Here is a 26,387-nt window from a genome sequence, read left to right as displayed (position 1 = left end):
TGGCTCAGGGCGTGTCGTCGAAACCCGGAACCAGCGCCGCCAGCCGCTCCCTGAGCTCGGCCAGTTCCAGGGCGAGCTGGTCGACGCGCGCCGCCAACTGTTCGACGCCGGCATCGGCCGGTGACGCCGTCCGGGCGCTGCCTTCCCTGGTGAGTTCGCTCACCGCGTGCGGAATGTCGCCACCGAACAGGTGGGCGTAGCGGGACTCGCGTTTGCCCGGTTCCCGCGGCAGCTTCGCGACGAAGGGCTCCTCGCGCGCCATCAAGGACTCCAGCACGGCTTCGACCTGCGCCACGTCACGCAAGGGGCACAGCCGGTCGGCACGGGTCCGCAACTCACCCGGCGTCTGCGGCCCCCGCAGCAACAGCTCGCACAGAATCGCCACCGACTCGGCGGAAAGTTTGACGTCGCCGAATTCGGAGTTGCAGAAGCGGTGCCGATATTTGTCCACGCGGCTGCCGAAGCCGCTGGCGCGCGCCACGAGATAGCGTTTCAGGAGCGCGTCCACCGCTTCCTGCACCGCCGCCTCGGTCAGCGACAGCACCGGATCGCGATTGCTTTTCTGGTTGCACGCCGCAGTCAGCGCGTTCAGCGACAAGGGGTACTGATCCGGTGTGGTAATTTCCTTCTCGATGAGTGCCCCGATGACGCGGGCCTCGATCGGATTCAGTTGGCTCTTCACGGCAGCGATTCCCCGGCAGGCTGGCAACGAAGCGACCGGTATTATCCGCGCACCCGGTCCATTCGCAAAAGCGGCACTTGCGATCGCACCGTCCCGGTTGCCAGAATGAAGCGCAAACCGGGGGCACTCCCCCTTCAACTCCGGTGCCACGCGTCGACCCGCCCGCCATCGTGCTGCTCGCCACCCTGTCTCTGCTGCTTTTGGAAGCGATGGCGGCCGCCCCGCCGACGCGCCCCCCGGCGTGCACCGGATTGCCTCCGACCGCGGACTTCATTGCAGCCAATCACCGTTTCGAAGCCCTCTATGACACGGATCGCGCGGCCTTCCGCGCCGCGTTGACGGATTTCGTAACGCGCCACAACAATCTCGGCAGCACCGAGATCCGGTTTCCGCGCGGCCCGAAGACGGTATTCCGATCCTCCCTGCTGGCGCGCAACCCTGCCTGCCTGGAGCAACTCGTGAAGCGCCATGGCGTCCGGACGATCGTCAACCTCTACTCGGGCGACCTGATCGCCGAGGGGGCGCTCGCGGCCGAAGAAGCCGATGCATTCACGCGCTTCGGCGGGCTCAGCTACATTCGCATACTGGGGCTGTCCGACTACCCCACGCCGACTGAGTCCATCGCCGACATCCAGGCCCGCATCGCGTCCGCCATCGAACTGATACGCGCGGCACCCGGCAACGTGCTGGTACATTGCGTGGGCGGCATTCACCGCACCGGCGAGGTTTACGGTGTGCTGCAGAAGTGTTTCAACCGTGCGCCCGTGGAGACCATCCGGCGTGACTACGTGCACCATGCCGGAGGTGCCACCGAGGACAACCCCGAATACCGAGGCGTCGATGTCGACATCATTCGCTCCTTCGATTGCCGGCGCCTTGCGCCGTAGAGGCTCCCCCGCGGTCCGGCTGCCAGCCGGCCGAGGCCACAGGACGGCCATGGTCGCCGTGTGGCTGGCGCTGGCGCTCGGCCACCGACCTTCCCTGAGTGCCCCGGCGGAGATCTCCTTCGCTGCAACGCGAATGTGCGTCATGACTGCCCCGGCGCGCGCGCCATGGTCCCTGCACGTGGAACTCGCCGACTCCGCGGCCCAGCGCGAGCAGGGGCTGATGGGTCGCTCATCCCTGCCGGCCGATACCGGGATGTTGTTCCGCTACACGAACCCGCAACCGCCCGAGGCGGGTTTCTGGATGCCGCACGTGCCATTCCCGCTCGACATCGCCTTTCTCGATGCCGACGGCGAAGTGAAGGCCATCAGGACGATGCCGCCGTGCCCGAACCCCGAGCGCGCGCCCTGTCCCACCTACCCGGCCGGCGTTCCGTTCCACGCCGCGCTCGAAGTCAACGCGGGCGCTCTCGCGAAACACGGCGTACGTCCCGGACGCAGTCGCGTAGGAACCTGTCCGGGCGCGGCCAAAGGGAACCGCGATTGACACGCCTGGCTGTCCGCACCCTCGATCCTGTGGTACCGTCAAGCTCCGTCGCGTGTTCGGGACCTTTTTGGGCCCGGCCATGAAGGCAACACGCGGCAACCCAACCAGTTACTGAACCCACCGGGAGTAGGTTTGGGCGCATCCACGGCGTTGCGGCGAGTCGTCGCCGGTTTTGCCATTTTTGCCTTCATCGTGGCGATTGCCTGGGTCGGCTACCTGAGCTTCGGATGCCGGCCGCTGGACGCCTTGTACATGGTGGTCGTGACCGTATTCGGCATCGGTTACGGGGAATTCTGCCCGGTGACCGACAGCGCACGCTGGTTCACGATGTTCGTGATCGTCACCGGAACCGGATCGGTTCTCTTCACTTTCGGGGGGTTCATTCAGCTCATGACGGAAGGCGAACTGCATCGGGCACTGGACCAGCGCCGCAAGACTCGCGACATTGCCGGGCTGCACGATCACGTGGTCATCTGCGGCTTCAACCACATCGGCCAGGTGCTGGCCCGCCAACTTCAATTGGCCGAGCGGCCGTTCGTGGTCGTCGAAGAACGCAGCCAGGCGCTGACGCTGGCCGAGGAGGCTGGCTACCGCGTCTGCCAGGGATTGGCGACGGATGAACAGACGCTGCTGCTCGCGCGCGTCGACCACGCCAGGGCGCTCGCGACCGTCCTGCCCGACGATGCGGATAACCTGTTCATCACACTGACGGCACGCGGGTTGAACCGGGAACTGGTGATCCTGGCGCGCGGCGACGTGCCGTCGACCGAAAAGAAACTGCGGCAAGCCGGTGCGGACCATGTCGTGCTGCCGGCTACGATCAGCGGCATGCAGATGGCGAATCTGATCACCCAGCCGACCGCGGTCGACTACCTCGCACAGAACACCGAGCGACAGCGCCTGAACGAGATGCTCAGCCACCTCGAACTGCAGATGGACGAGTTGACCATTTCCGAGGGCTCCGCACTCGACGGTCTGACGATCGCGGAGATCGAGGTCAAGGGCAAGGGCATCTTCATGGTCATAGCCCTACGGCACGCCGACGGCACCACGGTCACACGTCCGGACTCTTCCGAAATCCTGCGGGGCGGCGATGCGCTGATCGTGCTGGGCCACGCCGGCGATATGCCGCAGTTCACACGCCGCTATGACGTATCGCATTCCTCGCGCTACCGCGCCGGCGCTCGGGGCTGAAGGCGCAGGATCCGAAACCGGAGAGAACGAACAAACACTGGCACGATGGTAACGCCTGGGACCGCGCCGGGCGGCTGTCAGCGTCGCCGCCCCCGCGGCGCGTAAAGCATGTCGAACGCGCTCTTGTCGCGCAGTACGTAGCGGCGGAAGCGGCGCATCAGCGCCTCGGGCAAGCGCCGGATGAACGGCGACCAGGCGTCCCGCTCGCGCAGTAACTTGCGACAGGCCAGCGACCACTGCCCCGCCTTGAACGGCGCAACCACACGCCCGAATGCCAGAAGGCCGGAATAGAGTCGGTGCTTTTCTTCGAGGGACTCGAGAAGACGGTGGTCAGCAGCCACCTCCGGCCGTGCCATCACTGCGGCGCAGACACCGATGTCCCTTTCCAGACGCGCGTTGCGCGACGTCGTCACCAGCGAGCCGGCGCGCTCCACCACATAGCAGTACAGCGGTTCGGGCAACAATTCAAAGCGCGCTCCCTGGATCAGGCATTCGAGCAGCATCCAGAAATCGTGGGTCACCTTGATCGTGGGGTCGTAGCGAATCTGCCTATCGATCAGAAAACTCCGCAGGAAAACCGGCTTGCACAAGCCCAGGCGCAGGCTGTGGCGATCGAAGGTTTCGCTTTCGACCAGCGTCGCCGCCTCGATCCGCCCACCAAGACGCATGGCAGACTGGCCCAACAGTGTGCCGAAGGGTTCCGCCTCCCCGTCGCGTATCAGATGCAGATCGTCGGCGACGATGTCGGCGCCGCGAGTTTCGGCGAAGTCCACCAGCCGTTGCAGACGAGTTGGCTCATACCAGTCGTCTGAATCCAGCACCGCAACCCATTTTCCGCGGGCGGCGTCTATGGCGTGATTCCGCGCGGCAGCAGCGCCTTGATTCGTCGGCAAGGCGATCAGCCGGATTCGTTCATCGGCAAGACGCTCGACGACAGCCACGGAGTCATCGCTCGATGCATCGTCGACGACGATGATCTCGATTGCCGACAGCGACTGGGAGCGGGCGGAGTGGATCGCGCGTCCGATCAGCGCCGCGGTGTTGTAAGAGGGGATGATGACCGAAACGACGGGATTCATGGGCGGGCCATGGTTGAACGACAGCGGCCTGCAACTTTATCACCAGCAACATGCGCTGCACGAATCGCGCAAAGGCTCACGTCGATACAAAGCGCGCTTTGATCTTACCGACAACCGGCTCCGGCCGGGGCGCGCGAACAGCGAGTCCTTACTTCAGGCCTGCGGCAGAAAGCGGGATTCCCGAGTGCGGGTGACCGGGGCATGACGGATCGCCGACAAGGTCGCCGCAACGGTCCGCACCGGAGCGAGCCGGCTGTCGACCGATGCCAGTCGGCGCAACCGCCACGCGATCAGATCAAGGGCTGGCTTCTCCGACGGTACGGCCGTGGCCGCGGTCAGGAAAGGCTGGCGGGCTCCATCCGTTATCGGTTGCGACCGACTTCGCCGCATGAGACTGACGAGACAGGCAGCTGCCAAACGATAGCCATACGGCGAAAGCAGAACGCGGTACACCGTGGCGACGGGATCACCGATCGCTGCGCGTGCGAAAAGGCCCAGAGCCTGCATCACACGACCGCCGCGTGCCAGCGTTGGCGCGAGCACCGTTGCGTAGTTGGCGATGCTCCAACGCGCCAGCCGTGCCGGCAGGCCCGGGCGCTCCGCCTCGATCAATGACAGCGCCAAACGATAAGACCGGAGCATCTTCCCTGCCTGGGACGACATGCTGTCAGGGCGTTGCCGATAGCCGACCAGACATTCCCGGACGCAGCCGAATCGGTACCGACCCGCAATGCGGAGCTGCAGCAGATAATCCTCGCAGCCTTGCGCACCCGCAGCCCGCAGCCCCGGCTCATAGCCCCCGGCTTCGACGGCGACGGACTTGCGCAGCAGCAAGCTGCTCGCGTGGCCGATGAAATTGACGTAAGTGTGCCGCGCCAGCACCCAGCCCTCGCAGGCGTAGCCGGGCGGCGTCCAGACGATGCGGCCGTGTTCGTCGATCGCGCGAAACAGCGTATAGACAAGACCGAGTTCGGGGCCGCCGGCCAGCATCACCGCCATCTGCTTTTCGAGTTTGGTCGGGTGCCAAAGGTCGTCCGCATCGACCGGCGCGACGTAGTCCCCGCGCGCGGCTGCCAGGCCCTGATTGCGGGCGGCGGCGACGCCGCCATTCGGTTGCTGGAGCAGGCACACGCGGACGTCGCGCTGCGCGTAATCCAGCACGATTGCGGCCGTGGCATCGGTCGAACCGTCGTCGACGACGAGTACTTCGATGTTGCCGTAGGTCTGCGCGAGGATGCTGTCGAGCGTATCCGCCAGCGTGCGCTCGGCGTTGTATGCGGGAATGATGACGCTGATCAATGGCCGGTTCATCATGCCACCTCGCGCTGCTGCAACTGCGCCATCGGGCGATCGAACGGGACAGGCGGCTCCCCGGAGGCCTGTTTCGTGTCAGCCGTTTCGAGCCACCAGCGACAGGGCGGGAGCAGCAGCCCCTGGGGGGCAGGGCCTTCGATCACCAGCGCGTAGAGTTCCCAATGAAAGTCGTAGGCGTAGGCCCACGCCGATTCGAACACGCCCACGTTGACCCAGTAGTCGCCACCCACGAGGTCGACACGGCCCAGCGACAGTCGCAGCGTGCCGCTACCGTCCAACGTGGGCAATGACAACCCCATCGCCTGCGTATTGAGGTCGAGGCAGGCCTGGCCGTCTTCGCTGCGCGTGATGCTGACCGAGAAAATCGGCGACGCGAGCGGTCGGGCCGCGCGATATTCGATCTCGATTTCCAGTGGATCACCGCTGGCGATCCGGTTGCCGGGAAGCAGCCGCACGCGCGTCAATTCCGCTTCGCGCGATCCGAAACGGTTGAGGTTCGACGTGGGCGAGGCTTCGGCGGAGATCCACTCGGGAGCCTCGTTCGGTGTGCGCCGCTGGCTTTCGGCACGCATCTCCACGGCGTATTGCCCGGTGACTACATCGGGTGGGCCGTCCATGACCACCTCGCCGTGGCGCAGCCAGATCGCCCGGTCGCAGAGTTCATTGATCTGGGCGGGGCTGTGCGAAATCAGCACGATGGCGCAGCCATTCGCCTTCAGCTCGGCAATGCGCCGCAAGCACTTGGTCTGAAACGCCAGATCGCCGACCGCGAGAAACTCGTCGACCAGCAGGATCTCCGGGTCGGTGTGGATGGCGACGGCGAAGGCCAGGCGCATCTGCATGCCGCTGCTATAGGTTCTGACCGCGTTGTCGATCGAGTCCTCGAGTTCGGCAAACGCCACGATCCGGTCGAACCGCCGCTGCGCCTCGCGTCGCGTCAACCCCGCTGCGACCGCCATCACGAAGACATTCTCACGCCCGGTCAGGTCCGGCGAAAAACCCGCGCCGAGGTCCAGCAAAGCACCGATCCGGCCGTCCACATCGACGCGACCCGAATCTGGCTGGCCGACACCACCGATCAACTGCAGCAGGGTGGACTTGCCGGCACCATTGTGTCCGATGATCCCCAGCATCTCTCCATATGCGACCTCGAAGCTGACATCGCGCAGAGCCCAGAAGGACTCAACGGCGACCGTCTTGCGCAAGCCGCGCAGAATGGCTTCCTTGAGCGTGGGAGGACGATCGGCATGGTAGCGGCGAAACCGCTTGCCCAGACCGTTGACCCGAATCGCGACGCTCATCAGAGTTCCTCCACGAACCGGTGACTTTGCCGCACGAATAGCCGATAGCCGATCGGCAGCAGCACCAGAGCGCAGGCGGCTACGATCGCCAGGGCGTGCCAATCGGGCGGCTCACCCTGGATCAGCAGGCTGCGGTACGCATTGACGATATGGACCATCGGGTTCAAGCGATAGAGCGACTGGTATTCCGCCGGGACGCGCGCGGCGTCGTAGAAGACCGGCGTCAAATAGAACATCAGCTGCAGCAGGACCTTCAGCAGATGGCCCGTGTCACGGAAGCTCACATTCAGGCCGGCCACCACATACGCGAGGGACACCTGCAGCAGGAACTGGATCAGCTGGATGACCGGAATCCACAGCGCATTAAGTCCGATCGTCACCCCGTCGAAGATCAGGAAGCCGAACAAGATCGGTAGCGCCAGCATCAGATGGACCCAGCCCGTCGTCACGACCACCTGCGGCAGAATGCTGACCGGAAATCCAGGCTGTCGAATCAGGGGACGGCTGTTGATGATCGCCCCCGCCGCCTGCACCAGCGACCCCTGAAACCACTGCCACACCAGCAGTGCCGTGAACACATACGACGGATAGTGGGCGATGTCGACGCGCACCACGACCCGAAAGATGAAAAGGAACACCAAGAGCTGAAACAGCGGGTTGATCAAGGTCCACAACACGCCCAGTGCGGAGCGCTTGTAGAGCAGTTTCATATCCCGATCCACCAGCACCACGAGCAAATCGAACAGATACGACAAGCCGCGGCGCTTCGGCCGGGCGCGACACGCCGTTTCAGCCATGATGTGAGCGGCCATCGTCCTACCTCACGATCGTCAGCGGCGTTCGCGGCATCGGCGATACGACGCCGGGATGCGGGGGCGTGGCGCGGACGGGGGTCGGCTGCCCGCTCCGACCTTCACGCTTCACGCGCCGATAGGACTGCCACAACGACCATGGACCGGCCAGATTGCCCTTGATCTCAAGCAACACGAGCGAAGAGGGGTAAGCGCTCCGCCGGAACCACGACTTGATGAGGCGCGACAGCTGAAATTTCGGCAATTCATAAGCCACATAAAACAAACCACGCCAATCACCATCCCGAATCCAGGTATTCAGGTTGTAGCTCACATGGCCCTTGCTGTAGTTGTACAACTGTTTTTTCAACGCCTCGTCTTCCCGACGATGTTTGTGCCAGACATAGGCCTGGGGCACATACACGATTGAATAGCCGGCCTTCAGTACCCGATAAAAGAGATAAGTGTCTTCGCCGACACCTGAGGGCATGCCCGGCCCGAGAACTTCGTCCATGAGCCCTATCCGCGGATCTGCGAAGATCGTCGCGCGGAACGCGGCGTTGGCTGTCGCGCCAAGATTCCAGGTTTTTGCGGGATGACGGATAGAGCGCGCGTACCAGGAACCGTTTACCTCGAACGAATGAAACCCACGGCCCAGACCACCATAGTTCTCGAACGCTTGTTGCGAAGGCGTATCCAGTTGCAGCGGCAATACGTGCCCGTTCACGACCATGACGTCTGCGCGAGAAAATGGCGCAACCAGCTTCTCCAGCCAGTCCTCGGGCATGGTCACATCGTCATCCGTTGCGATCATGATTTCCCCCGAGGCTGCAAGGAATCCGGCGTTTCGGGCATACGCCAACCCTTGTCGTGGTTCCGTAACCAACACGACACCCGGGAAATCCGACACCACCGGTGGCGTCAGCCCCGACTGTGGATGGTTGTCCACAACCACGATCTCCACGCGGCGCGAGGTTTTCTGCGCCGACAACGAGGTCAGGCAACGCCGCAGGTCATCCGGGCGATCAAAGGTGGCAAGAACGATCGACACCGGGATGTGGTCCGACAACCGCGGAAGCGCTGCTTCATCCGGCATCGCCAGACGGCACTTGACCGCGGATAGCGCATCGGCCCAACGCAAATCGGCACCAACCTCGCTTCCGGGCCTGATCAACGACTGTCCGAGGCCAGCGACGAGTGCTTCAGCAAGCCGTGTCACGCTCACCCTTTGACGCTGGTTGGCGATATCGACGCTGCCGAGCGGGCGGTTGTCCCAGAGCGCGAATACCCGCACTGTATCGTAGGCTTCAAGATCCGACAGCGCCGCCAAAGGCTGTGTTAGCTCCACAGTGCGCACTCCCACCGAACGGATCTGCGGCGTGCTCGGTGCCACTCCAGCTTGGCGGCGTTGCGGGGTAGCCATCTGCTCGCCAAACTTCGCGACGATTGCTTGCGTCGAACGGAGCGACTGCCGATAGGTCGTGAACCCCCTTAGGCTGCCCAGCATTTCGGCGACTATCAGGTCACGGGGAAACATCCCCGGACGGACCAGCGAGACCAACCAGCGCCGCACATTCCAATAGAGCATCCACCACGCTGCAATCTTGATGCTGCTCTTACGTTCCTCCGGATAGCGCCGTCCGACCGACTGCCAGTACGCGAAGATGCTGCCGTTGTTGGCGAGTTGCGTCTTCAGCGTCGCATACTCGCGGCGATGGCGGTGGCGTACCATCGCAGCCGGCTCGTAAACCAGCGTATGGCCCGCTTTAAGGACTCGGAAGTACATTTCATGGTCACCCCCACCGTTCGTCGGCGTACCTACGTCGAGCGCGGGGTCGAATCCTCCGATTTCCTCGAAGACCGAGTGACGAAATGCCATATTGGCGCCGGTACCAAACTGACCTGTCCCGAGCAAACGCCAGGGAACCTTCCGGCCTGCAGGCACTCGGGCCCACTTGCGCTGGAAGCCTCGTCCGAAGCCTCCGTGATACTCAAACAGGACCTGCGCTTCCGTTTCCAGTTCGTGGGGAACAACCAGTCCGGTCACACCCATGACCTCCGGATTCTCGACGAAGACCTGTGCCAACGCCTTGACCCACTGCGAATCCACCACCACGTCATCGTCGGTGTAGGCCAGGATCTCGCCCTTGGCCTCCAGGATGGCGCGATTGCGGGCCCAGTCCAGTCCCGGGCGCGGCTCGCAAACGTAGCGCACGGAGGGGTAGCGGGAGCGCACGAGCGCCTCGGTGTCTCGGCTGCTTGGTGCATTGTCGACCACGAGCAGATCCAGACTGGGATAGTCGAGTTGCGACAAGCCATCCAGGCAGCGGGCAAGATCCTCGGCGCGGTCCCGCGTACAAACGGCCACCGTGACCAGCGGGGCGGGCTCCGCCTGCCGCTGCCAGAACGTGTCCGCAGCCGCCGGTAGGTCGAACAGCTGTTCCAGGCGCAGCTCTTCGGGCCGATGCTCCGAAACCATGCCCTTTTGCAGCAGCACGGTGGCGATATTCCAGGCATGTGCGTCCAACACCTTGCGGCTCAGCACCTCGGCGCTGCAGGTGCCATTCGTCACCGGCGCCTCGACGTATCCGATCGGCACTCCCTGAAGCCGCACCAACCCCTTGACGGCGACATACCCTTCCAATCCCGAAAGATCCGGCAACGGCCGGGATATTTCCAGGTCAACGACTTTGATTGGGAACAACATGGGAATCCCCCAGCTCCTCAGGCAGGACGCCTTGCGGGCCCCGCACGATTAAACGATGGTTGCGAATGCCGGTCCGGCCACGCCAAGTGGGCCCGGGCCGCGCCCCGCCCGACCGTTTGGCCGGCCCTGGGCGCGACACGACGTCAACTCACGCGGGCGATACGTGCCGGCTTGTCGACCCGCCCGACCTGCTGCTGATGCCAGCGCCACGCGCTGCTGATGATCGTGTCCAGATCCGAGAACCGAGGCGTCCAGTGCAGCACGTCTCCGGCCCGCGTCGGTGCCGCCACCAGTTCCGGGGGGTCTCCGGGGCGCCGCGGGCATTCCCGCACCGGCACCTGCCGGCCTCCGACACGCTCGACGGCACTGATGACCTCGCGTACCGAATGCCCGTGACCGGTGCCCAGGTTGGCCCGCAGGCTTTCCCCGCCGCTCGCAAGGTGCCGCAGCGCACGCACATGGGCATCGGCGAGATCGGCGACATGGATGTAATCCCGCACGGCCGTGCCATCCGGCGTCGGATAATCCGTGCCGTAGATTTCGAGACCCTTGCGCAGGCCCAAGGCCGACTCGATGGCCAGCGGAATGAGGTGCGTCTCGGGGTCGTGGGCTTCACCGATCTCGCCGTCGAGGTCAGCTCCGGCCGCATTGAAGTAACGGAGCGCCGCGTAGTTCAAGCCATGCGCCAAGTGATGCCAGTGCAGAACACGCTCGATGAAGAGCTTGGACTCGCCATAGGGATTGATCGGACGCTGCGGGTGATCCTCCGGAATGGGCACCTCCCCTGGCACGCCGTAGGTCGCACATGTCGACGAGAACACGAGGTCGTGAACCCCGGCCGCCTTCATCGCTTCGAGCAGATGCAGCGTATTGATCGCGTTGTTGCGGAAGTACTTTTCGGGAGACGTCATCGATTCGCCGACATAGGCATAGGCGGCGAAGTGGATGACGCCTTCGATCGGATAGTCCTTCAACACGCGCTCGATAGCGGCAGTATCACCGAGGTCGCCTTCGATCAGCGGACCCCATTTGACCGCCCAGCGGTGACCGTAGACCATGTTGTCGAAGGTAACCGGCACATACCCCGCCAGGCTCAATGCCTTCGCAGTGTGACTACCGATGTATCCGGCACCGCCGGTCACCAAGATATGCTTCTTCATTTCTCCCCCTGCACCGCCAGAACGGAGCACCTGTGCTCGATATACGCCTTGCAGAAAGCAGTAGCGCTCCCGGAGCGTGAATTGTTTGAAAAGGCCTTCATCCCAGAGAAAAATAATGAATAAAAATCCGTCATAAGTTGTTAAGCTGCCATGTCGCGATTGAACGGAATCGGATTCGATATCCGCTTATCGAAATACTCGATCGTCTTCAATAGCCCATCGTGGAGACAGACCTTGGGTTCCCAATCAAGCTCGGCCTTGGCCATCGTGATATCCGGCTTACGCTGTTTTGGGTCGTCCGACGGCAACTCATGAAATACCAGCCTCGACCGCGAACCGGTCAACTCGATGACCATTTCAGCCAGTTCAAGAATGGTAAATTCACCTGGGTTACCCAGGTTTACCGGTCCATAGAACTCGTCCTGAGTGGCCATCAAGCGCATGAAGCCCTCGATCAGATCGTCGACATAGCAGAACGATCGAGTCTGCGAGCCGTCACCATAAATTGTTATCGGTTCACCACGCAGCGCCTGCACGATAAAATTCGAAACGACGCGACCGTCGTCCGGATGCATCCGAGGCCCGTAGGTATTGAAAATGCGGGCGATCTTGATCAGTACGTCATGTTGCCGTTGATATGAGAAGAACAACGCTTCGGCGCAACGCTTGCCTTCGTCGTAACATGCGCGAAGGCCATTCGGGTTGACATGACCCCAGTAACTCTCCGGCTGTGGATGAACCTCAGGATCACCGTAGACCTCGCTGGTCGATGCCTGAAGAATCTTCGCCCCGGTGCGGCGAGCGAGACCCAGCATGTTGACGGCACCGTTGACACTGGTATTTATCGTATGCACCGCGTCGCGCTGATAATGAATTGGCGACGCCGGGCAAGCGAGATTGAAGATTTGCGATACGTGCAGGAACAGGGGCTGCACGATGTCATGATTCAGCACCTCAAAGAACGGGTTCTGCAGCAAGTGCGCGATATTGGCCTTGCTACCGGTGTAGAAGTTATCCAGACACAGAACCTCGTAACCCTCGTTCAGCAGGCGCTCACAGAGGTGGGATCCCAGAAATCCTGCACCGCCGGTGACGAGTACCCGCTGAAAATCATGGCCTTGGGACATCGGTATTCTCCGTTAATCGGTTTAAGGATATGGGCAACTCAAACATAGTTAACAGAATGACGTGGAGGTAAGAGCACACCCTATTTTTTTCAGTCGCAACCCCATTAAGCAAACACCGGACCATTCGAGACGATTAAGGTCATATGCTTGTTCTGATTGACTTATTTTTCGTCTATACGACGCGATCCCGAGCCCGTAACGCGGCATCGTAAAACCGGCTGACAGTCGCCCCGCAGCCGCTACGATCAGGGCAGCAGACGGATTCCGCGCCACCCGACCCCCAGACGCATCCAGGCGAACCACCACGCACGTTGATCGCGCTGGGAAATACTGATCTGATAGCGGGTTTGGAACGACGTGGGATCCCTTCCGATGAAATGGCCGAACTTCTTCAGGCGCACGCGCGCCAACTCCGACTTGATCGACCGTTACAAACACTGGCGGCAGGTCGCGCGCGAGCTGAACCTGAGGCTCATCAAGCAGTTGCCGAAGGTCGCGGTTCCCGAGTGCGGGAAAAAGCTCGGGATCGTCAAGGCCGGGACCCTGGTACTGAGCAATGACGACGAAATCGCCGTGGTCTACGACTACTGCCTGCACCACTACCGGCGCGGCAACAAGACCGTCATCGAACGCTACCTGGAACAGACGCCGCCCGAGCCGGACTCTGACGAGATGACCCTGTTGGAGGCGATGTCGGCATCGCACGCCTCGGCCTTCCGGATCGCCGAGATCACCCCGCGATCGGGGGCCGTGCTGGAGGATCTGGGCTACGGCGACCGGATAGAGGTCACCGACCTCGCGCTGGCCGAAACCGGTATCGCGGGGACCGTCGTCGTGGGCCGTATCCTCAAACTGCCGGAGCTGCAGATGTCATCCGGAACGCTGATTCCCATGCCGGAAGCCGCGTTTGAACAGTCGGTCGTACCGTTGATCGGGAAATTCATGCCGACCTCCGGCGACGGAACGCGCCCCACTTTGTCCGCCGCCCAGAATGCTGCATTCACGGCGCTGCTGCTCCGCATTGCGCTGCATGCCGGCGGCGAAGACAACGTCTTCTACACCGATATGGAACCCGGCCAGTAAGACCCGTGGCGTCAAGCGCGGTCCCTTCCAATCGCGCCCGAACAGGCTCGCTGCCGACTAGGAAGGCCTCGCGCTCGACAGACCACCGCGCAACGACATGATCTGGAGCGATGATTTCGTCTGGCTGCACTTCCCGAAGTGCGCAGGAACCAAGACGGAGAACCTCTTTCGGCGCTATTACCGCGACCTGCTCCATATCCATCAGGACCCGGTGGACATCGCGCTCGATCCGTCCGCGTCCTGGCACCATTCGCTGGCAGAGCGGGAGCATCGAAGCCCCGGTTTCGCCACCGGCAATCGCTTGGTGATCTGCCCGATCCGTCGGCTGCCGGGCTGGCTGGAGAGCCGTTACAACTTCGAGGTCGCGCGGACTCCGCACCTCGATCATCGGCCGACGCGCCTGCTGACCGGCCGATTTCTGCACGCCAACGGCGAGGAAGGCCATGCCGAGAACGTCGCGCGGAGGTATCTGCCGGATCCTCTTTTAGCGTCGCCACGCCTGACCTTCATACGCACGGAATCGTTCGAAGCCGATTTCCGCCGGGTATTCGCGCCCTTTCTGGACCTCGACCGCATCCCCGCGGCGGAATTCGGCGTGTTCGAGAATGCAGCGCCCGACCGCCTGCCCCCGGGTATCCGCCAACGGCTATGGCACGACAATGTGTCGCTGTATGCCGAGTGCCCGCGCTGGCGCCGGATCGAACAACTGGCCTATGGCGAAGGCGGGGGCCTGTCGGCAGCGGACAGACCTCGACACAGCGGGTAAACTGCGACGGACCTCATTCTGCCCGCTGCTGCAACGGAACCTTTCATCGGATGAAGATCTTCGCCACCTATTTCCGCGCCCTGTCCATGCTGCGCACCGAAAAGGGATTGTCCGTGACCCTGGTCCTGTCGAACATCGCGATCGCCGCCATACAACTGGCCGAACCGGTGCTGTTCGGGCGGGTCATCGATGCCCTGACCGGCGGCCGGGAAGCCTTCCGCGACATCGGCCTGTGGGCCGTGCTGGGGCTGATCGGGATCGCCGCCAGCGTGGTGGTGGCACTGGTCGCCGATCGCTTCGCGCACCGGCAGCGGCTCCGTGCGATGAAAGCTGCTTTCGACCGGGCGATCGCCCTGCCGATCAGTTACCACGCCGAGCGCGGCTCCGGCCGTATCGTCCGCACGATGCTCGCCGGCACCGACATCCTGTTCGCCCTGTGGCTGAGCTTCTTCCGCGAGCATGTCGCCGCCTTTGTCGGGATCGTCTTCATGGTGCCGACCGCGATCGCCCTGAATCCGCACCTGGCCGGGATCCTCGCGATACTGGCGGTCGTCTACACGACGCTGAACGTGATCGTGGTACGGCGCACCGACTCCGGCCAGGCCGCCGTCGAGCGTTACAACCAGAACGTGTTCGGCCAGGTCGGCGACGTCATCGGGAACGTGGCCGTGGTGCAGAGCTATGCCCGCTTTCGCCAGGAGACTTCGGCGCTGCGGCAATTGATGATCGACCTGCTCGATGCGCAGTATCCGGTGCTGACCTGGTGGGCGATCCTGACCGTGATGACCCGCGCTGCCAGCACGGTCACGATGGTCGCCGTGCTGGCCACGGGCGCGGTGCTGTCCCAGCGTGGGGATGTCACGGTCGGAGCGATCGTCAGTTTCGTCGGTTTTGCCGCGCTGCTGATCGGCCGCCTAGACCAGTTGTCGAGTTTCGTCTCGCGCATCTTCATACAGGCGCCGACGCTGGGCTCGTTCTTCGAACTGCTCGATACCGCCGGGGACATCGAGGACACCCCCGGCAAGCCGCCCCTGCAGGTCGCGACCGGCCGAGTGGTGTTCGATCGGGTCAACTTTCGTTACGCCGCCTCCGATCAGGGCATTTTCGATGCGAGTTTCGTCGCCGAAGCGGGCGAGACGATCGCCCTGGTCGGTCCCACCGGCTCAGGTAAGTCGACCACGCTTGCCCTGCTGCAACGCTTCCGCGATCCGGATTCCGGCGCCATCACGATCGATGGCCAGGATATCCGCAGCGTCGACCTGACCTCGCTCCGCCAGGCCATGGCGATGGTGTTTCAGGAAGCCGGGCTCTTCAACCGCTCGATCGCGGAAAACATCCTGATCGGGCGACCGGAGGCCACGCCGGCCGAAGTCGAGGCTGCCGCACAGCTAGCCGAAGCGCACGAGTTCATCCTGCGCAAGCCGGGCGGTTACGGGTTCGTGATCGGCGAACGCGGTCAGGCCTTGTCGGGTGGCGAACGCCAGCGCATCGCGATCGCGCGGGCGGTGCTGAAGCAATCTCCGATCCTGCTGCTGGACGAAGCGACCAGCGCGCTCGACAACGAAACCGAGGCGAAGATCAAGCGGGCGCTGGACCGCATCCGCCGCGGGCGGACGACCTTCATCATCGCCCACCGCCTGTCCACCGTGCGCGACGCGGACCAGATCCTGGTGATGGACCGCGGCTGCATCGTCGAAACGGGCCGCTTCGACGAACTGGCGCGGGCCGGCGGTCTGTTCCAACGCCTCGTCAGCGAAGGCGGCTTCGCGCAACCGGAAGACGAAGACGCCGCCTGAGCGAGCGGCACCGGCCTTTCCCGGGCCCACGCAGGCCCGGAATCCCACATTCCTCCGAATCCAAGGCGTTGCTGCGCGAGCCGCAATAGGCCGGCACGGACCCGCGGCGGGCCGCGGCGACAGCGATTCGTCATCGTCCACCCTCGCCATCGACGCACGCCAAGTAAACCGCGTTGTCCACGCGACGTTACGCTGTCGCTGACCGGCAACGCCTGTGCCGCTGGCCGGCAAAGGTATCGCTCCGAGGACACCCCCTGTCGTTGCCTCCCGACGTGGCGCCCCGTCGACCCGCCCGGACCGGTAAAAATACCTATTTCTTTTCAAGGCCATAAACCATTCCGGATAAATGGCATGGTTTATGGAGTATCGCATCCGGGGGACATCTACCGGCCAGGGATCTGGTCGTTCGGCTTAGCAACGCGAGCGATACCGTCGAACGATCGATTCATTGCCCGATCCGACTGCACTCGCTCCGGCACCGGCGTCACTTGAATGCCGATGCCTCGGGAGAGGCTCGCGACGCATGTCTGTGCACCAACCGCGAAGCATTCCGAGCGTGCGACCACCGTCAACCCGCCCCCCGAATGACTCCCGGAGCGTAGGCCCCGGGAACCTTGACGCAGGGGCCATGGTTCGAGCCGCAACCCCTCGCATGACCTTCATTAAGCCGAGACGCCAGCCGCTCTCAGCGGCTGCGCCCGACACCGATAGGCTGGAAAGCCAGGAGTACGCCATGCAACCAGGAACCTTCCATTCAGGGCAGAATGAACTGCCAGAACCAACCGCTGCTGCTAGGGGGTGTCCGTCGCGCTTGCGCGGCGCCACACTGACCGCAAGCTGTGCCTTGCTCGCTGCACTGATCGCGTCATCGGGGAATGCGCAGGCCGCCCCCCCCGGACAGAAGCAACCCTTCCCCAGCGTCAGGCTCAAGAACAACCGGTTCCGGGGCGAGCAGGCCATCGGCGCGCTGGCGGACAAATTGCCATCGATCGCCGCCTGGTACCGCATGACGCCGCAGAAACTCGAGGAAACCCTGCGGCAGGACCGGACCGCCTGGATCGATGAATCAGGACGCCTGCTCTACATCGAAGAAGTGCCGGAGCTTCCCGACGCCGCGGATGAGTTCTCATCGCCCGCGGAGGCCGAACCCGAGGCCGCGCTGCAGCCGCTGGAGCAGACCTTTTTGCTGCACAGCCGCCCCGGTGCCAGTCGTGTGATCTATCTCGATTTCAACGGGTACGTCGCGACCGGCACGGCCTGGAACAGCACCTACGGCACCACGATCAATGCGCCGGCCTTCGACCTGGATGGCAATGCCGCAAGCTTCAGCGCCGCCGAGCAGGAGCGCATTCAATACATCTGGCAGCGGGTGGCGGAAGACTATGCGCCGTTCGGCGTCGACGTGACGACGCAAGAACCCGCCGCCGACGCGATCACACGCTCGAGTTCATCCGACTCCATTTTCGGGACCCGCGTGGTGATCACTCGCGACTTCACGGCTGGCACTGCAAATTCCTGCGGCTGCGGGGGCTTCGCCTACGTGGGCATCTTCGATGACACCGGCGATCGCTACAAGCCGGCCTGGGTGTTCTACAACGCACTCGGTGCCGGCAGCGAGAAAGCGACCGCGGAAGCGATTTCGCACGAGGCGGGCCACAACCTGGGTCTGGCCCACGACGGAACGGCGACTCAGGGCTACTATGCCGGACACGGCAGCGGGGTGACCGGCTGGGCGCCGATCATGGGCGTCGGCTACAGCAAGGAAGTGACACAATGGAGCAAGGGCGAATACTCCGGAGCCAACAATCTGGAGGACGATCTGGTCATTCTGCAGAACACCGGGGCGCCGCTGGTGGCTGACGATCACGGCAACGACATCGCGAACGCCTCTTCACTGCAGGGATCGGGCGGCGGCTCCACGCTTTCCGGCAACGGCGTTATCGAACGGCGCGCCGACAGCGACGTGTTCGCGCTCGCCAGTGGCGCGGGCACGATTTCGATCAGCGTTGCGCCCGCCGCGCGCGGACCCAACCTGGATCTGTCCGCCCAACTCCTCGACACGGGAGGAACGGTCCTGGCCACATCCAGTCCGGCGGACAGTCTCGCGGCCACGATCAACTACGACGGTCCCGCCGGCACCTACTTCCTGCGGGTCGACGGCGTTGGAACCGGCAATCCGCTGAACACCGGCTATTCCGATTACGGCAGCCTGGGCCGGTATCAGGTTTCCGGTTCGATCAGCGACCCGGGCGCATTGCAGGCGCCGGTGGCGCGTCTGTCCGCGAGTCCGGCCCAGGGCACGATGCCGCTGCCGGTCCAGTTCGACGGACGCCAGTCGACCGATGCGGATGGTCAGTTGGTCAGCTATGCCTGGGACTTCGGCGACGGATCGGCACCGGTGGTGGGCGCTGCCGACACGGTGGCACACACCTACAACGTGCCGGGCACTTTTACGGCCACGTTGACGGTGACCGATGACGACGGGCTCAAAGATGCGGAAACCCTGCCGGTGACCGTCAACCCCGATGCGCAGGCGCTGACGCTCCGCGTTGGGAACATCACGATGAGCGCTACGCGCAGTGGCAGCTTCTATCGCTGCAACGCCGCGGTCGCGATTCGCGACGGCAGCAACCTGGCGAAATCGGGCGCCAGTGTCACGGGCCGTTGGAGTGGCACCGTGTCCGGCACTTACACTCGCACGACCTCGACCGCGGGGACGGCCAGCTTCTCGTCACCGTGGACCTCGCGGCGCGGCACCTGCACCTTCAGCGTCAGCGGGGTTTCGGCCTCGGGCTACACCTACACACCCGGCCAGAACGTGCTGACTTCGAAAAGTCTGACGTACTGAGCTGCGGCCACTTCCCCCGCTCCACCGCGCCGTGTGGATCGGGGGTGTCGGCCTGAAGGCCGGCCTACCGCGTGCGCCCTCGTTCCGCCGCCGCGTGGAACGAGGGCAATCCCGCCCCAATCCTCGTCTGCGCCTGCCGGTGCTTGCTCCATTTCGGTCGCGTTTCCGATTGTGAGGCGAAGCGCGTGAACCGCCGGCTCTATCTGCGTTCGGTGCCCCGCGAGGCGACGGGAGTGGCTCGCCTGCTCCATCCGCCGGAAATCAATCACCCCCTTCCTGAGTAGCCTTTACAAGTCCGCTCCGATGACCTAGGGTCGCGATGCGGTGGTATCGACGGACACCCGGGTCGCAAGGCTGTCGCGGTTCGCGGGAGCCGGGCTCAGACCAGGCGGCTTGACAGCGCAGCGACAACGCTCGGGGGGGCGCGATGGACGACGAAAAGGACGGCGGCAAGCTGAGCAACTGGTTCAGCGACATCAATCGGCTCTTGCTGGTCCTCGTGGCCGGCACGGTGCTGGTCAGCGAAGTTCCCTTCCACGAATCCCGGCCCAGCCGGCAGACGCGCGCTTCGCCGGCCTACGCGCAGGTCGACGCGCGGCTTTGGCAGGATCCCTTCGAGGCCGCGGCCAGTCACCTCGATCCCGGCGATGCCTCCGTGACGCTCTCCGCGAAACCGGGACGCCACTTGGCGCGGACAATGTCGGACAAGCTCATCGGCTTGACCTCGCAGCCGCTCAACAGCGTCGCCGTAATGCTGCCGGGCGGTCCCTATTTCGAGGAAAGCGAGGCCCGCCGCCGGCTGCGGTATGCCGTGCTGTCCGGCTTCGATGCCGCGCGTCGCTACCTGCCCGAAGATCCTGAACATGTCCAGTTCGTGGATCTGTGCGAGGGACAGCAAGGGCCACTGACGGCCTTCGAGCGACCCGCGCTGTGTAACGAAGATCCGCGCCTGGGCCGTATCCTCTACGAATGGCTGGTCTACAAGCCGGTGGAATACGCCTACGGCCTGGGTTTCTCCGACTCCACGCGCACTTCAGCGCCCCGCCGCTATGCCCCCATCCTGCTGCTGTACCTGAACAACGACCTGTTTCACGGTCGGCCGCTGAGCACCCTGAAGTCGCTGCTCGCCGCATTCAAACGCGCCACGGGGAGCCCGCCCCCGTCGGGGTCACCTGCAACCACGGCCGCGCTGCTGCCCGCTTCGGCGGACAGCGTGCCAACGCCGCACTCGGCCCTTCCCGGCGAGCCAACCCGGGACAGTGTCTCGACCGAACGACCATGGAGCGTGACCATCCTCGGCCCGTGGGATTCCGACATCCTGCAGGACCTGGTGGTCGAGGTCCTCGGCAGTTCCTCGACGGAAGCCGTCCAGCGCGATGCCGATGGCATCGCGCTGCGCTTCTATTCGCCCAATGCCTCGCTGCAGGATGAGCGGTTATTGCCATCCCGACTCTCCGGAAAAACCCTCAGCGAAGCCTTCGAGGAGCGCGGGCTGCCATTTCTCCGTGTGCTCGCCTCGGATCGGGAACTGGCCAGAACCGCGGCCAAGGAACTGGCCCTGCGAGGCATCAAGGCCGGCCCCTACAGCCGCATCCTCTTGCTCGGCGAATGGGACACACTGTACGGATGGCACCTACCGGGGACTTTTGGCGATGCACTGTTGAACGAGAACGGCGCCGATTGCTTCCAGCAAACACCAAAGACGGGGCCGCCCGCCCGACAGAACTCCGAAGACCTCTACGACGAGAGCGTGCAGTGCATTTTCCAGTACAGCTATTTGCGCGGGCTCGATGGAGAAAAGGCCCGCCACCGGGACCGAGCCGACGACAAGAATGGCGAGCCCGCAAATGGGTCCGCGGATCCCGCTGCGGGCCGGCGGCTGGAAGACGCCGACGGCGACAGTCAATTCGATTACCTACGCCGCCTGGCGGTCCGGCTTTCCGAACTCGACCGCGAGATCCGGACCCAGACCGAGAACCCCGCCGAGCATCCGATCAAGGCCATCGGCGTGCTGGGCAGCGATCCCTACGACAAGCTGCTGGTGCTCGAGGCAATGCATGAGCGTTTTCCGGACGCGCTGTTCTTCACGAATGGCATCGATGCGCGCTTCCTGCATCCGGACAAGAACAAATGGGCACGCAATCTGGTCATGATTTCCGGCTTCGGTCTGGAACTCCACCGCAAGCTGCAGCGCGACATCCCGCCCTTCCGGGACAGCGCTCAGACGGCCTACTTCCTCGCTACGGAAATGGCGCTCGCCCGTATGGACGATCCATCCCTGGCGACATGGGCCGTGGATGCGGACGCCCAAGGCACCTGCGCGATCGACACGAGGGCGCCTACCCCGTGTCCCGATGCCTGGTGTCTTGGGGAGCGCTGGCGGAAAAAGCTTGCCACCGATTCGCAGAACAGCGTCGACGGTTTCCTCGACGGTCCACGCCTGCATGAGGTGGGAAGGACGCGGATCTTCCCGTTGAAACCCGATCCCACCCGACCCATCCAGATCACGAGCGCCGGTGTCCAGGTCCACCCCCCGATACCCAAACCAACGTCGGCGGCCGGCATCGGCGTGCTCGGCGCGGTGCTGATGGTGATCGTGCTGGTGCTCGTTCGACCCGCACGCGAGTTCCTATGCACGCTGGCCGGTTTCTATCTCTGCCTGCTGGTCGCGGCGATCGGCATCGGCGGCGCGGCCTGGATCGCTTCGGCCGAGGCCATGCCAAGGGGTGCGGCGCTCTGGGCACTGATGATCGGCCTCGGCATGACTTACGTCGCGGTCATGGCCGCAATCATCCTGCGCGACGAGAGCCATAGCCGCAAGACGACCGTGGAGCAGTCCGACTGGTTTCTGCCGCTCGGCCTTGCGTTACTCCTCGGAACCTATGCCTGGCTCTGGCATGCCGCCGCACCCGGCCATGGCATGCTGGACAAGGGGGAAATCTACGCGCTGTTTGAAGGCGTCAGCATGTGGCCAACGGAGGCCATCCGTCTTGTCGCGCTCATCCTGGCAAGTTATTTCATCGTCGAGGTGTGCCGCTTCCCCAACCACTTCACGGTCTGGCTGGAACATCACTTTCAGTTGCCCCAACTGCCCGAAATGCGCACCCGATGTCGCGGCTTCGACCGTTTCGCGGCACGCTGCTTTCCCAACGAAAAGCACTGGAAAGGTCCCTGGGCGCGGCTCAAGAACTGTATTTTCGGCAAACCGGACCCGGAGGGCCCCAATACGGAACTGGCGGCAAAACTCGAGGGCTATGCCATCCTGAACGACTGGCTGGCCTGGCGCAACACGCCGCGCCGACTCGTGAGCGGCCTGTTGCTCGCGATCGGCTTTTACGTGTTCGCCACTTCGCTGTTCCAGGCATTCGGATTTCCCCGACTTCCAGCACGCGGCGAGGCCATCCTGTTCCTCGATCACTTCCTGATGCGGGGCTTCCTCGTCCCGGCCTTCACGCTGCTACTGATGCTGGTAACCGATGCGGTCTGGACCGCGGTGCGACTGTTGAACCGCTCGTTCCCGGACGAAGGCGATCGCAGCGAACCGGTCGCGTGGCCCGAGCCGGCCCTGGCCGCCTATGGCGAGAAGTTCAAGCTCTCGCCAAACGAAATGGGTCCCTGGGTCGGCATGCGCTTCGTCGAGGAACTGACCAAACGCCTTTACGGCATCATCGGCTACCCGGTGATCGTGGCGCTGCTGCTCGTGATCGCCCGATCCAACATCAACGACAACTACGTGATGCCGATTGCCTTCAAGCTGGTCATCGTCTTCAGCCTGGCACTGCTGTTCATGTCCGACCATGCCTTGAAGAAGGCGGCCGACGGCGCCCGCAAGCGCGCCCTCAAGCAGCTGCGCGCACGCGTCACGCAGTGCCAGGGCGACGACACCGGCGTCCGGCTGGAGCGCCTGGTTGGCATGATCGAGGAAACCGAAGGCGTGGTTTACCAATCCTTCACGCAGCGCCCAATTTTCCGCGGCAGCCTCTTGTTGCTGGCAGCTCTGCTGGCCGACTTCGCGGATTATTCGACACTGGCGTCGAAACTCTTCTGAGGCTTGAGTACCCTGCCGTCCCGATAGTGACGCGCTATCTCGACCCTTCGCGAGTGTCGACGACGATCCCTGCGAGCGATGACTCAGGGCGCCATCGCGGCGAGTTCCGCCAGCAGGTCGACCGCCTGCGCAATCGCGTCGATGGTAGCCGCGACTTCACCCAGTTCCTGCATGGCCTGGATGATCTGCGAGTTGGCCTGCTCGACCGCCTCGGTGGAACGCCGATAAAGGTCGGTCACGTCGCCCACATTGCGATCGACCAGTTGCGCCGTTACATCGAGCACGGCGGTCAACTGTTTGCGCAGTTCCTTTTTCTGGGTGACGTTCGGCTCGGACAGGATGAGTGCCTGCAACAGATGCGACATCTTTTGTAAGTCTTTCCCGAGGGTCGGCGCCAGTTCCCGAATTGCAGTTCGCTCTCGAGGCGCACGCACCCGTCTTGGCTTGGGCTTCGAAGCCGGCTTTGTCGCCGTCGGCTTCCGGGGTGATTGAGGCTCGGCCATGTTGAGTCTCCCGTTGATGGGCTGCGCGCCAATATCCGAAGTTTCCTCAGGGCTTGCCGGTGACGACCTCGAGCGCGGTCTTCAGCGACTTGATCTGCATGCCCACCGCCTGAATTTCGGCGACCGACAGGCTGTCGTCGCGTATGGCCTTGTCGAGTTCGGCATTGGCCAACTTGAGCGACTGCAGCGTCGTGACGGCCTGGCGCGAAATGACATGGAGATGCGCACCGGCCTCCTCCGCCTGCTTCTGGCCCCGCATGGCCACCAGTCGGTCGGCGTAGCGGGTCGAGGGATCGGCCAGCGCGATGTCCGCGTCGACCCTGAGCCGCGTGATGGTCGCGTCGAAGCCCTGTCCGACGTGCAGCGAGGTCTCGGAAAAGTCGGCTATCAGCAGATCGCACAGCGCGTCGACGTCGGGCGCGACGGCCGGTACGATGCGCTTGACCGCCTCCGCCTTGCGGGCCTCGACCCAGAGCGCCCCGATTTGCTGCACCAGTTGTCCCAGTCCCTGTAATTGACTGTCGCGGATACGGTGGCCCGACACCGAGCGCACGCTGTTCACGAAGTCGTCGGACGCACGCTTCAGTTCCTCCTGTTGCGTCTCACTGACCAGCGCCCACAGCAGCGTGCCGTAACTGGTCAGCGCCCGCGCCGCCTTGACCCGGGCCACGACCCGGTCGACGTCCAGGGCTTCGTCCAGATTGGATTTGTCGGCGGTGCCGCCAATCGCCACGTTGGTGACGTTCATGTCGATCGTTGCGGCGCGCAAATGGTTGAACTCCCGGGCCGCGAAGTCGCCAATATCCTGCGAGGCCACGGCGAAGCGCGCGGTCGCATCGCGTTGATGAGACGAGAGGGCACAGCCGGAAGCCAGCGCGACTCCCAGCAGCAGAGGAATCGGCCAGCAGTTCAATTCCGCCATGGTCACACCCCACGACTTCGAAATTCGGCGTTCAATCAAGAGCGCGACCGTTTCGCGCGATTGGCAAACCGGAGGGTTGTGGCGATTCGCTCAAGGCGAAACGCTCGTCACCCTGCCGGCAGCCAGCCCGATGACACTATCAGGGAAACCGTCGCGGCAACAGCCCACCCAAGCAGTACGACCTTGGTGCCCCTCCCCAACGAAAGTCACCCCCGGTCGCCGCCGGCGCCGACACCCGACACGCTGTAGTGACCGCGATTTGAGGCGGCTTCGGCGCAGGCACAGCGATCGGCGGCTCTCGCCAAGGCTTCCGGAACCCGGACGGGCTCTGATCTGGCGCTATGGGGACAGATCGATCCAACGACTCCGAAAGCCCTTGTCGGCGGCCGCTACGCTAGCGTCCTTGCAAGAGTCCTTGCCCACTGGTTCGTCGCCGTCATCGCTAAGAATCTGGACGCGCGCCGCCTCGTCTGGATGAACCACCAGGGCTTCCGGGTGGAGCCCGCCGAAATCGATCCCCGGAACGGGTTCCGGCGCGGCCGAGGCAACGCCAGACCATCGGTAGAGCCGAAAGTCCCCCTGGTCCCCGGACGGGCCCGCGACGATCAGGTATTGCCGTGCCGCGTCCGAGTATTCGATGCTGCGTATGCCGAGTCCGGCCAGATCGAGCAGGATGGGGTCGCCCAGCCTGGCAGGCTGGTCGTTGATCGCCCCGTCGGGATTCTCGAGGGGCACCACGAGGGCCTTGCCGTTCGGGGTCGGACTGCGAAAGGCCATCAGCAGGGCGCCGTCGGTGGGTCTTGCAGCGAGCCCCTCGATGTTCAGGCCGCCGCGTTCCGGCGGCTCACCCGCCGCTTTCTCCAGGCGAAAGCGCTTCAAGGCGTCAAGCGCAGCGAGGTCTTCGGCCAGATTACGATAGGGTTTGCCGACCGGCACCAGTTCGGTCCGGTCGCCATGCACCCGGAGTTCGGTCGCGAACAGTCGGCGGCGATTGGGTCTTGCCTTCCCCTTCTTGCTGGCACCGTGGGAGGTGATCCAGTAGATCCGCTGCCCCACGCGCGTCGCGCCCTCGATGTCGGCTTCCGGGTGCTGATCGTCGATCTGCAGGAACGTGTCCAGCGGGAACGTGGCCAGCGGTCCACGGGATTCGTCCCGTCCGTAAACCCTCAGCACATTGTCCTCGTCGTTGGCGACGGCAAACGTCCCCGATCCGACCGGCACGGCGGCAGAGGCATCGCACATCGCGCTGTACCGCGTGATCGCGGCGGCGACGCATGGAGCGGCCGACAACGCGAGGAGCAAACTTCCGGGCAAGAGGATCCAGCAAGGTGATTTCATGGGAGCAAAGGCCCTTCGGTGCGCGGATGGGGGGTCGGGTTCGGCATTGTGCCATGGGTCTATGCCACCAAGGCAGCGTCTGGGCGCCAACTCAGCGGCGCAGCGAAATCGCTCGGCGCGGGCTGCGCGTACCGTGCTGTTCATGAGCGATCGCTGCGGCAATGACCCATGCGACACCGTAACCATTCACCCTAACCTGGCTTGGTGGTGGAAGCGGGCTGGGAGGGAGAGACCGTCTGCGGGAGGGAACCCGCAGTCGAGCCAGGGACGGATTCACGGCGTGTCTCGGACTCCCGG

The 26,387-nt window shown here is 63.8% G+C and carries 19 protein-coding genes; 8 read left to right on the top strand and 11 right to left on the bottom strand.

From position 1 onward, the window contains the following. Positions 1–4 precede the first annotated feature (4 nt). Entirely contained in the window at positions 5–682 is a 678-nt protein-coding gene (locus tag BWR02_RS13595; RefSeq protein ID WP_139558402.1) for a YceH family protein, read from the bottom strand. Positions 683–825: 143 nt separating this feature from the next. Between BWR02_RS13595 and BWR02_RS13590 the strand changes: the two genes are divergently transcribed. From BWR02_RS13590 to BWR02_RS13580, 3 genes are all read left to right on the top strand, one after another. Further along, positions 826–1,569, top strand: coding sequence for a protein-tyrosine phosphatase family protein (locus BWR02_RS13590; protein WP_139558400.1), 744 nt, complete (start codon positions 826–828; stop codon positions 1,567–1,569). Between the two features lie 142 nt (positions 1,570–1,711). Beyond that, the gene (locus BWR02_RS20920; protein ID WP_162560151.1) at positions 1,712–2,113 is read left to right on the top strand and encodes a DUF192 domain-containing protein; all 402 of its coding nucleotides are present in this window, start codon (positions 1,712–1,714) and stop codon (positions 2,111–2,113) included. 132 nt (positions 2,114–2,245) lie between these two features. Beyond that, entirely contained in the window at positions 2,246–3,307 is a 1,062-nt protein-coding gene (locus BWR02_RS13580; RefSeq protein WP_139558396.1) for a potassium channel family protein, read from the top strand. 77 nt (positions 3,308–3,384) lie between these two features. Here BWR02_RS13580 and BWR02_RS13575 read toward each other — a convergent pair whose 3' ends face one another. From BWR02_RS13575 to BWR02_RS13545, 7 genes are all read right to left on the bottom strand, one after another. Continuing rightward, positions 3,385–4,386: a glycosyltransferase family 2 protein gene (locus tag BWR02_RS13575; protein ID WP_139558394.1), complete on the bottom strand. Its 1,002-nt coding sequence runs from the start codon at positions 4,384–4,386 to the stop codon at positions 3,385–3,387. Positions 4,387–4,539: 153 nt separating this feature from the next. Then, positions 4,540–5,697 (bottom strand): glycosyltransferase family 2 protein, encoded by a 1,158-nt coding sequence (locus tag BWR02_RS13570; RefSeq protein WP_162560150.1) that lies wholly within the window; start codon positions 5,695–5,697, stop codon positions 4,540–4,542. Beyond that, positions 5,697–7,001, bottom strand: a complete 1,305-nt coding sequence (locus BWR02_RS13565) for an ABC transporter ATP-binding protein (RefSeq protein WP_139558390.1) — start codon at positions 6,999–7,001, stop codon at positions 5,697–5,699. The genes BWR02_RS13570 and BWR02_RS13565 overlap by 1 nt, the downstream gene beginning before the upstream one ends. Further along, positions 7,001–7,813 carry an ABC transporter permease gene (locus tag BWR02_RS13560; protein ID WP_201276268.1) on the bottom strand — a complete coding sequence of 271 codons (813 nt, stop codon included), beginning with the start codon at positions 7,811–7,813 and terminating at the stop codon, positions 7,001–7,003. Before BWR02_RS13560 ends, BWR02_RS13565 begins: the two co-directional genes overlap by 1 nt. Positions 7,814–7,817: 4 nt before the next feature. Then, complete coding sequence (locus tag BWR02_RS13555) at positions 7,818–10,499, bottom strand: glycosyltransferase (protein WP_139558388.1); 2,682 nt, start codon at positions 10,497–10,499, stop codon at positions 7,818–7,820. A 143-nt stretch (positions 10,500–10,642) separates the two neighbouring features. Next, positions 10,643–11,659 carry a UDP-glucose 4-epimerase GalE gene (gene galE, locus BWR02_RS13550; protein WP_139558386.1) on the bottom strand — a complete coding sequence of 339 codons (1,017 nt, stop codon included), beginning with the start codon at positions 11,657–11,659 and terminating at the stop codon, positions 10,643–10,645. Positions 11,660–11,799: 140 nt separating this feature from the next. Then, the gene (locus BWR02_RS13545) at positions 11,800–12,786 is read right to left on the bottom strand and encodes a UDP-glucuronic acid decarboxylase family protein (protein ID WP_139558384.1); all 987 of its coding nucleotides are present in this window, start codon (positions 12,784–12,786) and stop codon (positions 11,800–11,802) included. Positions 12,787–13,158: 372 nt separating this feature from the next. Here BWR02_RS13545 and BWR02_RS13540 point away from each other — a divergent pair, with 372 nt between their 5' ends. The 5 genes from BWR02_RS13540 to BWR02_RS13520 all read left to right on the top strand — a co-directional run bounded on the left by BWR02_RS13540 (position 13,159) and on the right by BWR02_RS13520 (position 23,327). Beyond that, positions 13,159–13,869: a DUF7986 domain-containing protein gene (locus BWR02_RS13540; RefSeq protein ID WP_139558382.1), complete on the top strand. Its 711-nt coding sequence runs from the start codon at positions 13,159–13,161 to the stop codon at positions 13,867–13,869. Between the two features lie 97 nt (positions 13,870–13,966). Next, entirely contained in the window at positions 13,967–14,635 is a 669-nt protein-coding gene (locus BWR02_RS13535) for a hypothetical protein (RefSeq protein ID WP_139558380.1), read from the top strand. A 50-nt stretch (positions 14,636–14,685) separates the two neighbouring features. Then, on the top strand, positions 14,686–16,431 hold the full coding sequence (locus BWR02_RS13530; protein WP_139558378.1) for a glucan ABC transporter ATP-binding protein/ permease: 1,746 nt from the start codon (positions 14,686–14,688) through the stop codon (positions 16,429–16,431). A gap of 733 nt (positions 16,432–17,164) precedes the next feature. Beyond that, complete coding sequence (locus BWR02_RS13525; protein WP_162560149.1) at positions 17,165–19,279, top strand: PKD domain-containing protein; 2,115 nt, start codon at positions 17,165–17,167, stop codon at positions 19,277–19,279. 427 nt (positions 19,280–19,706) lie between these two features. Continuing rightward, the gene (locus tag BWR02_RS13520) at positions 19,707–23,327 is read left to right on the top strand and encodes a hypothetical protein (RefSeq protein ID WP_139558374.1); all 3,621 of its coding nucleotides are present in this window, start codon (positions 19,707–19,709) and stop codon (positions 23,325–23,327) included. A gap of 83 nt (positions 23,328–23,410) precedes the next feature. On the opposite strand, the gene BWR02_RS13515 is transcribed toward BWR02_RS13520, so the two are convergent. From BWR02_RS13515 to BWR02_RS13505, 3 genes are all read right to left on the bottom strand, one after another. Next, complete coding sequence (locus tag BWR02_RS13515; RefSeq protein WP_139558372.1) at positions 23,411–23,692, bottom strand: hypothetical protein; 282 nt, start codon at positions 23,690–23,692, stop codon at positions 23,411–23,413. Positions 23,693–23,876: 184 nt separating this feature from the next. Continuing rightward, the gene (locus BWR02_RS13510; protein ID WP_139558371.1) at positions 23,877–24,752 is read right to left on the bottom strand and encodes a hypothetical protein; all 876 of its coding nucleotides are present in this window, start codon (positions 24,750–24,752) and stop codon (positions 23,877–23,879) included. A gap of 339 nt (positions 24,753–25,091) precedes the next feature. Continuing rightward, on the bottom strand, positions 25,092–26,090 hold the full coding sequence (locus BWR02_RS13505; RefSeq protein ID WP_162560148.1) for a DUF3616 domain-containing protein: 999 nt from the start codon (positions 26,088–26,090) through the stop codon (positions 25,092–25,094). Between the last annotated feature and the right edge of the window lie 297 nt (positions 26,091–26,387).

Origin of the sequence: Methylotetracoccus oryzae (genome assembly GCF_006175985.1) — a bacterium.
Lineage (GTDB): Bacteria > Pseudomonadota > Gammaproteobacteria > Methylococcales > Methylococcaceae > Methylotetracoccus > Methylotetracoccus oryzae.
The sequence above is the reverse complement of the archived record's forward strand: the minus strand, read 5'-3'. Positions and strand labels throughout refer to the sequence as shown.